Source organism: Nonomuraea sp. CA-143628 (genome assembly GCF_050942315.1).
GTDB lineage: Bacteria > Actinomycetota > Actinomycetes > Streptosporangiales > Streptosporangiaceae > Nonomuraea.
Window position 1 is genome coordinate 10,367,990 of the sequence record NZ_CP192072.1, and the last position, 13,904, is coordinate 10,381,893.

Annotated in this window: 15 protein-coding genes; 4 read left to right on the forward strand and 11 right to left on the reverse strand. The window is 68.5% G+C overall.

The window, feature by feature from the left end; translation table 11 throughout:
- Nucleotides 1-55 precede the first annotated feature (55 nt).
- The 4 genes from ACQP2T_RS47000 to ACQP2T_RS47015 all read right to left on the reverse strand — a co-directional run bounded on the left by ACQP2T_RS47000 (nt 56) and on the right by ACQP2T_RS47015 (nt 3,762).
- Nucleotides 56-649 carry a hypothetical protein gene (locus ACQP2T_RS47000; protein WP_433511323.1) on the reverse strand — a complete coding sequence of 198 codons (594 nt, stop codon included), beginning with the start codon at nt 647-649 and terminating at the stop codon, nt 56-58.
- A gap of 56 nt (nt 650-705) precedes the next feature.
- The gene (locus ACQP2T_RS47005) at nt 706-1,539 is read right to left on the reverse strand and encodes a TIGR03619 family F420-dependent LLM class oxidoreductase (protein ID WP_433511324.1); all 834 of its coding nucleotides are present in this window, start codon (nt 1,537-1,539) and stop codon (nt 706-708) included.
- Complete coding sequence (locus ACQP2T_RS47010) at nt 1,536-2,501, reverse strand: acyl-CoA dehydrogenase family protein (RefSeq protein ID WP_433511325.1); 966 nt, start codon at nt 2,499-2,501, stop codon at nt 1,536-1,538. The genes ACQP2T_RS47005 and ACQP2T_RS47010 overlap by 4 nt, the downstream gene beginning before the upstream one ends.
- A gap of 70 nt (nt 2,502-2,571) precedes the next feature.
- Entirely contained in the window at nt 2,572-3,762 is a 1,191-nt protein-coding gene (locus ACQP2T_RS47015; RefSeq protein ID WP_433511326.1) for an acyl-CoA dehydrogenase family protein, read from the reverse strand.
- Between the two features lie 66 nt (nt 3,763-3,828).
- On the opposite strand from ACQP2T_RS47015, the gene ACQP2T_RS47020 reads away from it, so the two are divergent.
- Both ACQP2T_RS47020 and ACQP2T_RS47025 read left to right on the forward strand, forming a co-directional pair.
- Nucleotides 3,829-4,917, forward strand: coding sequence for a helix-turn-helix domain-containing protein (locus ACQP2T_RS47020; protein WP_433511327.1), 1,089 nt, complete (start codon nt 3,829-3,831; stop codon nt 4,915-4,917).
- Nucleotides 4,918-4,959: 42 nt separating this feature from the next.
- Nucleotides 4,960-6,210: a MucR family transcriptional regulator gene (locus ACQP2T_RS47025; RefSeq protein ID WP_433511328.1), complete on the forward strand. Its 1,251-nt coding sequence runs from the start codon at nt 4,960-4,962 to the stop codon at nt 6,208-6,210.
- 140 nt (nt 6,211-6,350) lie between these two features.
- On the opposite strand, the gene ACQP2T_RS47030 is transcribed toward ACQP2T_RS47025, so the two are convergent.
- From ACQP2T_RS47030 to ACQP2T_RS47045, 4 genes are all read right to left on the reverse strand, one after another.
- A complete protein-coding gene (locus ACQP2T_RS47030; RefSeq protein ID WP_433511329.1) occupies nt 6,351-7,319 on the reverse strand; it encodes an alpha/beta hydrolase in 969 nt (322 codons plus the stop codon).
- Between the two features lie 145 nt (nt 7,320-7,464).
- Entirely contained in the window at nt 7,465-8,178 is a 714-nt protein-coding gene (uppS, locus tag ACQP2T_RS47035) for a polyprenyl diphosphate synthase (protein WP_433511330.1), read from the reverse strand.
- A gap of 13 nt (nt 8,179-8,191) precedes the next feature.
- On the reverse strand, nt 8,192-9,088 hold the full coding sequence (locus tag ACQP2T_RS47040; protein WP_433511331.1) for an SAM-dependent methyltransferase: 897 nt from the start codon (nt 9,086-9,088) through the stop codon (nt 8,192-8,194).
- Nucleotides 9,075-9,686: a hypothetical protein gene (locus tag ACQP2T_RS47045; protein ID WP_433511332.1), complete on the reverse strand. Its 612-nt coding sequence runs from the start codon at nt 9,684-9,686 to the stop codon at nt 9,075-9,077. Before ACQP2T_RS47045 ends, ACQP2T_RS47040 begins: the two co-directional genes overlap by 14 nt.
- Before the next feature lie 264 nt (nt 9,687-9,950).
- Between ACQP2T_RS47045 and ACQP2T_RS47050 the strand changes: the two genes are divergently transcribed.
- Together ACQP2T_RS47050 and ACQP2T_RS47055 are read left to right on the forward strand one after the other, a co-directional pair.
- Nucleotides 9,951-10,817, forward strand: coding sequence for a LysR family transcriptional regulator (locus tag ACQP2T_RS47050; protein ID WP_433511333.1), 867 nt, complete (start codon nt 9,951-9,953; stop codon nt 10,815-10,817).
- A 47-nt stretch (nt 10,818-10,864) separates the two neighbouring features.
- Complete coding sequence (locus tag ACQP2T_RS47055; protein ID WP_357946531.1) at nt 10,865-11,470, forward strand: VOC family protein; 606 nt, start codon at nt 10,865-10,867, stop codon at nt 11,468-11,470.
- A gap of 366 nt (nt 11,471-11,836) precedes the next feature.
- On the opposite strand, the gene ACQP2T_RS47060 is transcribed toward ACQP2T_RS47055, so the two are convergent.
- Genes ACQP2T_RS47060 through ACQP2T_RS47070 form a run of 3 tightly spaced genes read right to left on the reverse strand, consistent with a single transcriptional unit; the run spans nt 11,837 to nt 13,768 of the window.
- Complete coding sequence (locus ACQP2T_RS47060) at nt 11,837-12,424, reverse strand: hypothetical protein (protein WP_433511334.1); 588 nt, start codon at nt 12,422-12,424, stop codon at nt 11,837-11,839.
- The gene (locus tag ACQP2T_RS47065) at nt 12,421-12,558 is read right to left on the reverse strand and encodes a hypothetical protein (protein WP_433511335.1); all 138 of its coding nucleotides are present in this window, start codon (nt 12,556-12,558) and stop codon (nt 12,421-12,423) included. The genes ACQP2T_RS47060 and ACQP2T_RS47065 overlap by 4 nt, the downstream gene beginning before the upstream one ends.
- Nucleotides 12,559-12,613: 55 nt before the next feature.
- Nucleotides 12,614-13,768 (reverse strand): helix-turn-helix domain-containing protein, encoded by a 1,155-nt coding sequence (locus tag ACQP2T_RS47070; RefSeq protein WP_433511336.1) that lies wholly within the window; start codon nt 13,766-13,768, stop codon nt 12,614-12,616.
- Nucleotides 13,769-13,904: the final 136 nt, after the last annotated feature.

The following is a 13,904-nucleotide window of genomic DNA, read 5'->3' on the forward strand; positions in this document are numbered from 1 at the left end:
GAGCGCAATCCGCGAGGTCCATATCCACGCGGCCGCGATCGTCGAGTCGGTGCCATCACCTGGCCCTACTGACAGATCGGCCAGCCAGATGCCGGCGAAGTTGATCGCGGCATACGCTACCGCGCACGCGGGCCCGGTGAGCGCCAGGACCTTGCCACGCCACACGCCATCGTCCGCTGGATTCCGTCTCAGCGCCCTCGACCAGATCAGCAGCGCCAGGGAGCAGCGTGTCGCTGGTGAGGGGAAGGGCGGGGTCGAGCTCTTGGACCTTCCACAAGACGTCGTCGGCGACGGGGTTGCTCTTATGAACGTGCCACAACCAGAACACGTAGGTCAGGCTCAACGGCCCCACGAGCAGAGCAATCAGGTCAGATCGCTGCTGTCGCCGAATCAGCCAGGCGATGGCCCCGATGGCGAGCGCGGCCAGGACGAAGAAGACCGCGATCCCTTGCGTTCTGCCCCACGCGACGGCGTCGAAGTGGGCCATGCCGTAGTCGAGGTAGTCCCGGTTCTGGGACAGGGCCTTTCTGGCGACCGCTTCCACGCTGGCGCAGACGGCGATGTTCAGGGCCGTCACGATGGCTCCGAATGGGAGTATCGACCACATCAGCATCGTGGCCGCCCGCACCCTTCGGTTCATGGCGATCATGTTTGGTTAGACGCCACGCGACATGATCGGTTCCTTACGCCCTGAGACAAGCCCGGCTAACGCGACGTGACGCCATACTCGGCCGCAAACGTGGCCAGGCTGGATACGGCGTCGCGGCTGCGCTTCCACGGGCGGACGATCAACCGGTCCACACCCAGCTTCGCCCAGTCCGCCACCTCCTCCGGCGACCCCAGCGAGTACGCGTGCGCCGTCACCGAGCAACGCCGCTCCCCCCGCAGCGGCGCCAGCCGGGACAGCTGCGGCCTGATCGACTCCAGCGTGTGCGGCATGCTGATCCAGCCGTCACACAGCGTCGCCGCCCGGCGCAGGGCGGCCGGCGACTCACCGCCGCACAGGATCGGCAGCCGATGCTGTACGGGCTTGGGCTCGAACGCCACCTCGGGAAAGGAGTAGAACCGCCCCGAATGCGTGACCACCGGATCGCTCCACAGCCGCCTGGCCACCTCGATCGCCTCGTCCAGCCGGGCCCCGCGCGAGGCGAACGGAATCCCGGCCGCGTCCCACTCCCCCTGATACCAGCCCGCTCCCACCCCGCAGATCGCCCGCCCCGACGACACCACGTCGAGCGTGGCGAAGGCGCGGGCCGACACGAACGGGTGGCGCAGCGCGAAGAGGTGCACGGCCGTGCCGAGCCTGATCCGGGAGGTCAGCGCGGCGAGCCAGCACAGGTACGCCGGCGCGTCGAACAGCGGTGTGGACGGCTTGATGCCCGGCTCCGAGGTACCCGGGTAGAGGGCCAGTGACAGGTCGGTGCTGAAGACGAGGTGCTCGGGCAGCCACACGGACTCGAAGCCCAGCTCGTCGGCGGCCACCGCCACGTCCTTCCAGGCGGCCGGGTGGATGAGCCCGAGCGGGACGCCGTATCTCACGGGTACCGCCTCAGATCGCCGCCGATCACCGACTCTCGCACACGGGCCCGATGTACGGCGGAGCCACCGTACGCCGCTGACAGCGACCAGGCCCGCGCCAGCCAGAACCGCAGGTCCAGCTCCTCGGTGTAGCCGATCGCGCCGTGCACCTGCAGCGCCACCCGGGCCGCCAGCGCGGCCGCCTCACCCGCCGCGGCCTTGGCGGCACTGACATCCCGATCCACGCTCGGTACCACCGGCTCGTCCACTGACAGCGCCGCGCGGTGCACGAGTGGGGCGGCGAAGCCCAGTGCGATGGCCACGTCGGCCAGCTGGTGCTTGACCGCCTGGAACGACCCGATGGCCGCCCCGAACTGGGTCCTGACCTGGGCATGTGCCACCGCGGCCGCCAGCAGTTGCCTGCCCACCCCGATGAGCTGCGCCGCCGTCGCCACGGTGGCCCGCCGCAGGGCGGGGACGTACGAGCGGTCCAGCAGTACGGAGTCGTCGAAGGCAACGTCGAACAGCCTCCGGCACGGGTCGGCACCAGGCCGGGGCTCCAGCCGTACTGACTCCCTGGAGACCAGGTGCAGGCCGTCGGCGCGGGCGACCACGAGCAGGTCGGCCAGGTCGGCGTCGGGGGCGTATGTCTGGCCGGGCAGCAGCACGCTCACGCAGACCGACCCGGAGGCGAGCTTCGCAACGTCGTCCAGCAGGTACGGCGCCGCCACGGCGGTCTCCACGACCGGTCCCGGCAGGCAAGCCCGACCGGTCTCCTCCAGCGCTGGCAGCGCGTCCACCAGCCTGAGCCCGAGCCCGTCGGCGTCCGATGGCAGGAGCAGTCCGAAGAATCCGATTTCGGCCAGCTGCTCCCAGGCCGGGCGGCGTTCGGAGCGCAGCGCGGCGGGCGGGCAATGGGCGCGCAGGACATCCCGTACGGTCGCTCCCAGGGCCAGTTGCTCATCGGTGAAGGCGAAGTTCATGGAGCCGCCGTTCGTGGAACCAGAGTTCGTGGAGCGGAATTCGTGGCCACAGAGTGCGTCGAGCTGGAGTTCATCGAGGCAGCCCCAGGACTCGTTCGGCGATGATGTTGCGCTGGATCTCGTTCGTGCCCGCGTAGATGGGCCCCGCCAGCGCGAACAGGAACCCGTCGAGCCACGGCGTCTCCCCCGCCCGCTCGCCGAGCAGTTCCATGGCCAGGGTGTGCATCCGCAGGTCCAGCTCGGACCAGAAGACCTTGCCCATGCTGGAGGCGGACCCGATCTCGGCGCCCGACATGAGCCTGCGGGCGGTGGCGAAGGTGTGCAGGCGGTACGCCTCGGCATCGGTCCAGCAGCGGACCGCCCGGTCGACGAGCTCAGGTCCCGCGTCACAGGCCAGAAAATCGCGGTCCACGTCGTCACGGGACAGGTCGTCACGGGACGGGCGGTCGCGGGCGAGGTAGTCGCGGGCCAGTTGGACGAGCCGGTCGGCCGTGGCCAGGAAGCGGCCGGGGCTGCGCAGGGCCAGACCGCGTTCGGACGAGGTGGTGGCCATCGCGATCCGCCACCCCTCGCCAGGCGCGCCGAGCACCATCGAGTCAGGCACGAAGACCCCGTCGAAGAACAGCTCGGCGAACCCCGGCAGCCCGTCGAGCTGCGCGATCGGCCGAACCGTCACCTCGCCGAGGTCGAGGTCGAGCGGGAACATGAAGTACGTCAGCCCCCGATACCGACCCTCCTCCGAGGTACGAAAGAGGCCGAACCCATGCGAGGCGTAGGCGGCGCGGGAGCTCCACGTCTTCTGCCCGTACAGCCGCCAACCGCCCTCCACCCGAGTCGCCCGGGACTTCAGCGCGGCCAGGTCACTGCCCGCCTCCGGCTCGGACCACGCCTGTGCCCAGACCTCGTCGGCGCGGGCCATCCCGGGGAGCCAGCGCCGTCGCTGTTCCTCCGTGCCGTACGCCATCAGGGTCGGGGCCAGCAGGAAGATCCCGTTCTGGGTGACTCGGCCGGGGGCGCCCGCGGCCCAGTACTCCTCCTCGAAGATCAGCCACTCGATCAGTGAGGCGTTCCGCCCGCCGTACTCCTCCGGCCAGGAGACGGCGGACAGCCGGGCGGAGGCGAGCAGCGCCTCCCATGCGCGATGCGCCTCGAAACCCTCGGGAGTGTCCATCGACGGCAGCCCATGGGGGACGTGACGGGCCAGCCAGTCGCGAACCTCGGCACGGAAATCCTGTTCGGCCGCGGAGAAGTCGAGATCCACATAGACCAACCTAGCGCACGCTTGGTCGCGTCGCCAGATAGCGGTATTCGGACATACCCTGAAGCGGTGCAAGGACTGCTGCTCCGCCTGTCGACTCTGGACACCGACGCGGAGAGCGCCGTGCGCGTCATCGCCTATTTCGACTCGCTGGTACGCGACCACGTGAGCGTCCCGGTGCTGCTCTCGGCGACCGCCCATCTGACCCAGTGCCCAGTGGGCCTGCTCGACGCGGCCACCGGCAAAGCTACCCGCAGGCACCCCGGCGGTCAGGTCGACCACATCGACCCCGTCGGCCACCCGAGTGCGGTGCCCGACACGGTCCGGGAACCAACCACCGGTCTCGGCGCGGTCAGGGAACTGACTGCGGGGCTCGGCGCGGTCTGGATGGAGCGCGAGGGCACCCCGCACGGGCTGGACGAGATCGTCCTCGAACGGTTCGCCGCAGCGGCGGAGGTCACACTGGAGCGCGCCGTCGCGCTGACCCGGGAGGGCAAGGACCCGGCGCTGGTGGAGCTGGCGCTGTCTGCGGAGACCGGCGAGGCGGAGCGGGCTCGGGCGCTGCGGCTGCTGGGGTTCGATCCCGCGACGCCGCTGCAGGCGCTGGCCATCGCGGTCCCCGCGGACGAGGGGTTCGCCCTGGTGCCCGGCCTGCGAACGATGGGGCACCACGTACGCGCGGCCCGGATCGGCGACACGGAGGCGGTGCTGGTGGCCGCCGCGCTGCCACGCCTGCCCGACTCGGCTCGGGTCGGCATCGGTCCTGAGCTGCCCGGTTCGCGGGTGGCCGAGTCGTGGGCGGGCGCGCGTACCGCGCTGCGCTTCACCGGCCCGGAGGACCGCGTGGTGCGCTGGGCCGAGCTGGGCGCGCTGGCCCTCTACGCCGACGTGCCGGACGCGGCCATCGCCGAGCTGGCCGACGTGCGGTCGATGGAACGGCTCGGTGGCGAGGGCCGCACGGCCGTGCGGGCGCTCTGCGCCGAGGGCTCGGTCCGCCGGGCCGCCACTGTCCTGCACCTGCACCACAGCTCGATGGCCGTACGGATCGCACGGGCGGAGTCGGCCCTGGGCTTCTCCCTCGCCGACTCCGCCGGGCGGCTCCGCGCTCATCTGGCCCTGGCTCTTGTACGGCTGCGCGCCAATGGCGAGACAGGATGATCTTCAAAAGCGTGAACGGGTAACTCTCAGGAGCGGGAACGAGTGACCGAGAACCAGAACGGCCGGCCAGGACACTGGATCCCGCCCGGCAAGCCCACCGACATCCCGCCGGGCGTGCAACCGGAGTCCGAAGGCAAGCTCCTCTGCCTGGAATGCGGCTTGTGGTTCAGGCAGCTCGGCCAGCATGTCGTGGCGAAACACGACATGTCAGCCGATGACTACCGGCGCGACCATGAGCTGCCACGCGGCTTCGGCCTGCACTCCACCCCGGTCAAGGCGGTCCGCAGGCAGACGCAGCGCGCCAAGTGGGACACCGACCCGGAGTTCCGGGCCACGCTGCGCCCCAAACGTTCCCGGGAAGAGCTGGCCGAGCTGTCGAAGGTGGCCGGGCGGGACTCTCTGCGCCGCGCGGGCGTCCGGGCCGCGCGCCGCACCGGCGGAACCGTGGCCAAATACGGCCATCTGGGGACCGCGGCCCGCAAGGCCAAGCTCGCGGCCGAGATCGCCGAGCGGTGCCGGGCGGCGGGGTTCGCCGGCATCGAGGAGCTCTTCACCCGCCACCCGGAGCTGACCAACCAGGAGATCGCCTCGCTGCTCGGCATCACGAAGGGCCGGGTCGACAAGATGCGACGACGGCTGGGATTCGAGGCGCCCGGCCGCTGGGCCAAGGGCTATGTCGTGAAAAATCCGGCGCTGCTCCCGGCGATCCCGGCCGACGAGCTCGCGGCCGTGCCTCACGGCACGCAGCCCACCCGCAACGGTCACCTGCTGTGCCTGGAGTGCGGGCGCTGGTTCAAGACCCTGGTCCAGCACGTGTCGGTGATGCACGGCGTCAAGATGGCCGGCTACCTGGCCCGGCACGGCATCGATCCGCATGAGACACGGGCCCGTGAGCTCGGGTACGCCTCGCTGACCGACCTGCTCACCGCCACCGCCGACTGGAACGGCACCGACCTGGCCGAACTGCTGGGCGTCACGCAGCGCAAGACCCGTGAGCTGCGCCACCGGCACGGCTTCACCCCACCCAGGGGAGCGCGGCCGGTCGGCTTCGTGCCCCGGACGCCGCGCCCCCATCCACCGCTGTCGGCGGCCGAACTGGCGGCGGTGCCGTACGGCCGGCAACCCGAACGCGACGGCCAGCTCGTGTGCCTGGAGTGCGGTACGTGGACCCGCGGCCTGGCCGCACACGCCGTCGCCAAGCACCAGATCGGCGCGGAGGACTACCGCGCCCGCCACGGCCTGCCCTCCGACTTGAAACTCCACCGACGCCCGACCTCGACTCGGACTCCGTAGCCGCCCAGCGCTCAGCCGCGCCGCGAACCGCCCGACCGGAACGCCGCCCACCGATCAGCCATGCTGCGAGCCGCCCTGCCGGAACGCCACGTCTCGGTCAGCCGTCCTGCGAGCCGTCCAGCCGGAACGCCACGTCTCGGTCAGCCGTCCTGCCGGTACGCCCTCTGGAGCGCCGCCAGCCGAGCCGCCCGCGCCCGCCTGCTCAGCTCCGTGTCCGGAATCAGCCCGTCAGACCCGTGGAACGCCCCCGGGTAGAGATGGAATTCCGTCGACACCCCGGCCTGCACCAGCCGCTGCACATAGTCGATGCACTCGTCCCTGAACACCTCCAGCTCACCCACGTCCACGAACGTCGGCGGCAGCCCGGACAGGTCCGTGGCCCTGGCCGGAGCGGCATAGGGAGAGACATCCTCGGTCCCCGCCTTGTCACCGAGCAGGGCCTTCCACCCGAACAGGTTCGCGGCTCGGTTCCAGACCACCGCCTCGGCGAACTCGTGGCTGGACGGCGTGATGTTGCGGTCGTCGAGCATCGGGCAGACCAGCAGCTGAAACGAGATCTCGGGGCCGCCCCGGTCACGGGCCAGCAGCACGGTGGCCCCGGCGAGCCCGCCACCCGCGCTCGCCCCGCCCACGGCCAGCCGGGCCGGGTCGATGCCGAGGTCGCCGGTGTTCTTGGCGGTCCACACCAGTCCGGCGTAGCAGTCCTCGACCGGCGCCGGATGCGGGTGGTCGGGCGCGAGCCGGTAGTCCACGGAGACGATCACGGCGTCGAGCTGCTCGGCGAACCCGATCATCATGAGGTCGTCCATGTTCGGCGTGCCGACGATCATGCCGCCGCCGTGGATCCAGTACAGGCCGGGCCGGCCGGTGTCCGTCCCCGGCTTCCGGTAGATCCGCAGCCGTATGTCGGGCGCGCCTTCGGGCCCAGGCACGTACCGGTCCTCGATGACGACCTCGGTGTCCGGCCTGGGGGCGGCCGCGAGCATGGCGTTGATCTGCGCCCGGTGCCCGCTGAGATCGAGGGCCGGGTCGCTGAGATCCGTCGACGGCATGACCAACTGGTCGAGTGCCGCCCTCAGCTCCGGGTCGAGATTGGGATGAACCGCCATGTCGCTTCCCTCCACGAGAACTCACCGTACGTCTCGATGATGGAAGGGCGACGACAGGGGGACAACCGCCAAGCGGCGGCGTTTCCCCCTCCTCTGCCCGCCAACCGGCCAGCTTCGGCCTTGGCCATCCAGCGCAGAGCGGTGCTTACTCGACATTCCCGAATGACCGCTCCGCTCGGGCGTACAGCTCCAATGCGCTCATCAGGTCCGGCTTGCGGAAATCCGGCCACAGCACGTCGGTGAATACCAGCTCCGCGTACGCGGTCTGCCAGAGAAAGAAGTTGGACAGGCGGAAATGTCCGCCGGTCCTGATGAAGAGATCCACGTCGGGAGTATCCGGCCAGTAGAGGTGCCTGCGGAATGTCTCCTCGTCGAACTCTTCAGGACGTATCTCTCCGGCCATCGCGGCTCTCGCCAGGCCGACCGCGGCATCGACCAATTCCTTGCGGCCGCCATAATTGAGCCCGAACTGCAGCGTGACGTGGCCGTTGGCGGAGGTGGTCTTCTCGATCGCCTCCACCGTCCGGCGCAGGTCAGAGGGAACCTCCAGTCTGCTCCCGGTGAGCCGGAATCGCACACCGAGCTCGTTGAAGTCGTGCAGTGACAACTCAAGCACCCGGCTGAACAGTTCTATGAGCTTGCGGACCTCCGGCTCGGGCCGCCCCCAATTCTCGGACGAGAACACATGGATCGAAAGATAAGGTATGTTCAGCTCGACGCAGGCGGAAAGGACTGACGCGAAGGCTTCCCGGCTGGCATCGTGTCCCGCGGATCTGGGCAGTCCGCGACTCGTCGCCCATCTGCCGTTACCGTCGGCCGATATGGCGATGTGCCGGACGGGCCGAACTACGGGTTCCATCGCTGTACCTTTCTCATCGCTTTTGGGGCGCCGCGGTTTCCGAACGCGACGCTATCACGTGGAAATACTGGACCTCCCCCGCTTGGTACGCACCCAGCATGGCGGAATGAAAGTGCGCCGTTTCCCGCCGACGAATCTCGGTACGGTCGTTCTCGGCGAGGGCTGAATAGGCGAGGCTGAGCTGCCAGTAGGGGAGCTGACTCTCGGACGCGTCGACGACCAATCTGATCCGGTAGCCCGCCTGTTCGATCGCTGACAGACAGGTTCGCAGTTCCCCGATCGCGCTCACCCAGTAGGTGTTGTAATAGCGCGCGATCGAGCTACTACAACTGCTGACGAAGTGGTCCGCGATCGCGAGTACACCGCCGGCCGGTTGCATGGCCGCGAGCGAAGGGAAGAGGGTCGCCGGGTCCCCTATCTGACATACCGCGTCCAGCGCGATGACGAGGTCATACGCCGTGCCGTTCCACCAGGTGTCAGAGTGCGCGTCGCCGACCACAGGGACGACCTTGCCCTGCAGGGCCAGTTTCGCGGTCTGTGCCGCGATGAAGTCCACCTGCTCCGGCACTATGGTGAGCGACGTCACGTCGATTCCGTACTGATCAGCCAGGAGAAAAGACGTCCCGCCGAGCCCGGCTCCGCAGTCGAGCGCGCTGGATATGTTTCCATGCCATCGGCGAGCCCTTCTCAACAGCACGTGAACGTTACGCTCCTGCCCATCGTGCATCGTCGCCCGTAATCGGTCGGCACCTATTTCCGGGCGGATCCAACCCGGGGCGAAGAGGTTCTGCTCGGTTTCCGAGTCATGGCATCCGACATGCGCGTGGACCCGGCCGTTAACTCCGTACTTGCCGAGGTATTCTGCCTGTTTCCACCGATAGTACTCGATGATCTCCTCATGGCTCGGCAATGTTCTCTCCTTGGGTCAAGGATCTGCTCATCGACAGTGGCGCCTTCTTCGCGGCATCCGCCCACCTGCGGTCGAACCAATCGCGAACCAGCCCGACGAAAACCGCATCGGTGAATTTTATCGCGGTGTAGGTGGTGAGTGTGGGGAAAGCAATGACGACCTCTCTTCTCGACAACCCCTGCACGCGCAGGCGATTGTCGCGCAGGCCGGCCACGGAAGCAGACGCGATATTCTTGAACAAGGCGAGGAACTCGGGGACCGCCGGATGATCCAGCGTGACCAGATAGCGGAACGTCACGCCGCGGGACGCCGCCGTCATGATCCGATCGTGCACCTGGCCGGGAAAGTTCTGCAGGCCGACGGTCTGCGCCCATATATCATCGCCGTCGCCGGCGCGTTTGTACTGCTCGAGGAGCGAGTCGATCATGTCTTCCCGGCTCCAGAACACGACCACCGATCGATCGGAGTTCTTGGAGACGGACTTCCGTTCAAGATGGTAAGTCCTGCGCGCATAATGTATTGCGGCCATCGAGGTCAGGAAGCTTATAATACCGAAAATGACAGTCAGGATATTAGCGCCCGTGAAGAGGTCTCGCAAATGATGTCCCTCCTCCTAGGGAAGGATTGGGTTTGGGAGCCAGTATGTGGGCGCATGGCCCGGCGGGCAAGCGATCTACGGGCACAGAGTTGTTTGAGTGCCGGAAGTGAGCGTTGGGCCCTCGAAGAACGCCCGATGACGGCGCCTGGAATCCCATAAAGGCTGTTTTCCTCGTATGTACTAATCAGGGCTATTAAGGTTGGTCGGCCCCGTACGGGGTCACAGCTGCCTCGGGGCACCACCCGTATCCATCAGAATGCTGATATGTCCCTCTCGCTCGACCTGCTCAGGACCTTTCTCACGGTCCACAGGACCGGCTCCATCACGGCCGCCGCACAGACGCTCGGCCTGTCTCAGCCAGCGGTGACCGCGCAGGTCAAGGCGCTGGAGGAGGCGCTGGACCGGCCGCTGTTCGACCGGCTGCCGCGTGGCGTCGCGCCCACGGCCGCCGCCGACGAGCTGGCCCGCCGGGTAGCCGCCTCGCTGGACGCGCTGGACGCGGTCGTGGACAGCGAGCTGCCGTCCGGGGAGGCGGTCCATCTGGGAGGCCCTGCCGAGTTCCTCTCGGAGGTGGTGATCCCGTTGCTCGCGCCATTGGTGCGGGAGGGCCTGCGCCTGCGGACGACGTTCGGACTGTCTGACGGCCTGCTCGCCGATCTGGCGGCCGGACGGCTCGATCTGGTGGTGTCCACGATCCGCCCGCGCGTCCGGGGCGTTCAGGCGGAGCCCGCGTACGACGAGGAGTTCCTGCTGGTGGCCAGTCCAGAACTGGCCGCGGAGGCCGATTACGGGACCAGGCCGCTGATCGCCTACGCGGAGGACCTGCCCATCGTGCGCCGCTACTGGCGGACGGTCTTCGGCAAGCGGCCGTCGATGGCCGCGCAGGTGGTGATCCCCGACCTGCGGGGCGTGCTGAACGCGGTACGGGCCGGGATGGGCGTCTCCGTCCTGCCCGCGTACCTGTGCCGGGCCGACCTGGCGGCGGGCCGGCTGGTCACCCTCGCGGAGCCGGAGCTGGCGCCGATCAACACCGGCTACCTCGCGGTCCGCTCGGGCGGGCTGGCCAGGGCGGCCGTCGCCCGGGTGCACGCGCATCTGTTGGCGGCGCTCAAATCAGCCCCCGCTTACTAGCACAGGGCTTCATAGCCAGCGATAGTTGAAAGGCGTACGGTCAACGTATGGCTGAAAACCCCGAAACGGTGCACTGGCGGGGTGTGCACCACCTCGCCCTGGTCACTGCGGACATGGACGCCACTGTGCGCTTCTGGCACGGCGTGCTCGACGCCCGCCTCGTCACCACGCTGGCGATCCCCGCGTTCAAGCACTACTTCTTCGAGGTGGCGCCGGGTAACACCGTCGCCTTCTTCGAATACACCGGGCAGGAGCTCGACAGCTTCGCCAAGCCCGCCGGCGTCCCCTACGCCAAGGCCGCCCAGTTCGACCACCTGTCGCTGCACCTGCCCGACGAGGACGCCCTGGTCAGGCTGCGCGACCGGCTCAAGGCGCACGCCTGCGAGGTCACCGACGTGATCGACCACGGCTTCCTGCGGTCGATCTACTTCAGCGACCCCAACGGCATCGCGCTGGAAGCCTCCTGGTGGACGATCGACCCCACCGGCCGGCCGGTCGACTACGCGGACGAGCGCCTGTTCGCCGACCCCGACCCGGTGCCGGCCGTACGGGAGCTGCGCGAGAACGGGCGGCTGGACCACACGGTCAGCACCCGGCTGGTGGACGGGATCATCGAGGACCTCCGGCGTGAGGGGATCACCCTGGAGCCCTGACCTTGGCGGAGAGGCCCGGCCGACCGCGACGGCCTTGGGGCTCTCGCCCTGGGCGAGAAGCACGCTCGTGATCAGCGTCTGGTGGCCCGCCCCACACCCTGCTCAGCCAGTCCCAGCCGAGCAGGCCACACATGATGATCACGGCGCCGACGCCGACGGATAGACCGAAGGCGGACAGCATCTGCAGGTCCATTCGAAGCTCCTAAGAGGGGTTGTGAGAGGAGGTCTCCGCCACCGTCCCTCCAGATCCGGACGGAGACCCCGCGACCCCGGCGAGACCATCGCAGTGACGTACGGCGGGCTCGCAGGGGGCTTGAAGACCCGGCCCTTGCCGTCGAGGGGGCAGGGGGGCAAGGGCCGGGCTGTCTATGGGACCCGCTCGGGCAGCAGATTCGATACGTGCACGATCAGAGCCCTGGCAAGCGTGAATTCCAGCGTGTGGAGATCGGTCAGTGGGACGTCCTGGAGAGTCGGCCTGCCGGAGGCGGAGAAGACGATTCCCTTCACGCCCCACGGCTCATAGTCGGGCGAGGTATAAACGTGGGCTTCGCGCTGGAGATGCGGGCACGCGGCCCGCGCCTCCGGGATACACCGCAGGCACGTCGGCGGCTTGCTGAGCCGGCCGGACGCGGCGGGTAGCTCCTCGTGGAACACCCAGGACAGACGCCCGGTGCCGGGATCCATCGCAGAGCCCTCGCACACCTGGCAGAGCCGGTGCAGCATGCACTCCCGCTGCCGGAGCGTGTGCATCTCCTTGTAGTTGACCTTCCCGCGCCGATCGCACTTCTGCCGGGCCCACAGCACGCCCATCACCCAGTCGCTCGCCGCCGGGTCGGCGTATGACAGCCGACGCCCGTTCAGCGCCCAGACGTCGTGGATGACAGCAAGGTTGAGCGAGACGGTTTCGACTTCGTAGGCGACGACGTACGGCACCCGGATGGCGGTCGTGGTCATGCCGCATCGCCGCCGTCCACGTACGCCATGACCAGGTCGCACACGGCGTCGAGGTGCGTCACCAGGAAAGAGCCACGGTCCTGCCCGACAATGTCACAGTCCGGGACGTGCAGGGGGACAGCGCTGGAGGCCATGCCACGGAACGTTAAGGCGCGTTCACGTCCTAGTGTTTCCTCGCGGAAACCGACGTCAGATGAGGTTCATACGCCACGCCAGGCCGCGCAGATCACGCCCTCCATCCCGCTCCAGCAAGTCGAGAACAAGCTCTCTGACCAGCGGATGACTGTGAACCTGCGCCGGGGATAGCCGTTCCGCCTTCCGCAGCTCGCGCACGGCGTCAATGTTGCGGTCGAGCATGGCGTGCGCGCGAGCCTTCTCCATGAGCAGCGCGGCACGGCGGTTGTCGGATGCCAGGGCGCGCGGGTTGACGTTCCCCGCATGAGTCAGCGCCTCGCCGGGGCGACCGGCCTCGACCGCGAGCGTGGTCCGCCATACTCCGACATTGGCCACGCCAAACAGCTCGAACGCGTCAGACGCATCCCCGAGCGGTTCGGCGAGCCGCGCGGCCTCGGCCGCCTGATCGGCCGCGCCATCGTGGTCTCCCTGCACTACGCAGGCAAGGGCGGAGCTGAGCCGGAGCATGCCGTGTACCTGGTGCGCGAATGGGTCGTCGCCGATGTGCGCCTCTACGTCATCGGCGATGCGTGGCGCCATCATCAGCGGTTTGGGCTTGCTAGCCGAGCTGCGGGCGTGCGCCCGACCGTAGGCGGCGGCTCCCCGCCATACCGGATCGCCGAGCAGGTCGGCCGCCTGCTGGCCGCGCTCGCCGCTCAGATACGCCAGGTTCACCTCTCCCAAGTGCCGCAGCATGCACGACGCTTCAGACCCGCACGCGAGGATCAGCAGCTTTAGGGCCTCGCTTCTCGCTGGTTCGGAACCGGTCGCGACGTGAACGTACAGCTCCCCGATCAGGTCGGGCAGGAGCCTCGTCATCGTCGCGTACTCGGCCCGCCGGAAGGCGGCATCCACCTCCTCCAACATGGTGCGCAGGTCCTCGACCGGCCGCGCGGGTACGTCGGGTGGATCGTCTGGCGCCGAGTCCATGAGCAGGCGCTGCAATGGCATTAGGTTGTACCCACGCCGCTCGGGCCGGATTCCGGGCGCCGGGGCCCCCAACAGGTGATCCGCTGACACCTCCAGGGCTTCGGCGAGGGCGGCGATGTCGGAGCGCTTTTCGAGCCGGATCTTGCCGTTCTCGATCTTGCTCAGCCATCCCTTGGAGCGGCCGACGAGACCGGCGATTGCGTCTATCGATGAACCTCGGGCACGGCGGGCGGCACGCACGTTTGCGCCAATTCGCCGCGCTCCATCGTCACTGGAGCGAGACATGGCCTGGCCTCGGGAGAAGTTCCATCAGCACTACCCACCGTACGCTCTGCGTGCGCGCCCTGGGCAGGGAACGTACGTCTCCGGGGCCGGC

Coding starts and splice junctions, on each gene's coding strand:
- ACQP2T_RS47065 (WP_433511335.1), bottom strand. CDS start 12,558: ATGGCCTCCAGCGCTGTCCCCCTGCACGTCCCGGACTGTGACATTGTC.
- ACQP2T_RS47055 (WP_357946531.1), top strand. CDS start 10,865: ATGGCTGAAAACCCCGAAACGGTGCACTGGCGGGGTGTGCACCACCTC.
- uppS (WP_433511330.1), bottom strand. CDS start 8,178: ATGGAACCCGTAGTTCGGCCCGTCCGGCACATCGCCATATCGGCCGAC.
- ACQP2T_RS47050 (WP_433511333.1), top strand. CDS start 9,951: ATGTCCCTCTCGCTCGACCTGCTCAGGACCTTTCTCACGGTCCACAGG.
- ACQP2T_RS47010 (WP_433511325.1), bottom strand. CDS start 2,501: ATGAACTTCGCCTTCACCGATGAGCAACTGGCCCTGGGAGCGACCGTA.
- ACQP2T_RS47030 (WP_433511329.1), bottom strand. CDS start 7,319: ATGGCGGTTCATCCCAATCTCGACCCGGAGCTGAGGGCGGCACTCGAC.
- ACQP2T_RS47060 (WP_433511334.1), bottom strand. CDS start 12,424: ATGACCACGACCGCCATCCGGGTGCCGTACGTCGTCGCCTACGAAGTC.
- ACQP2T_RS47000 (WP_433511323.1), bottom strand. CDS start 649: ATGATCGCCATGAACCGAAGGGTGCGGGCGGCCACGATGCTGATGTGG.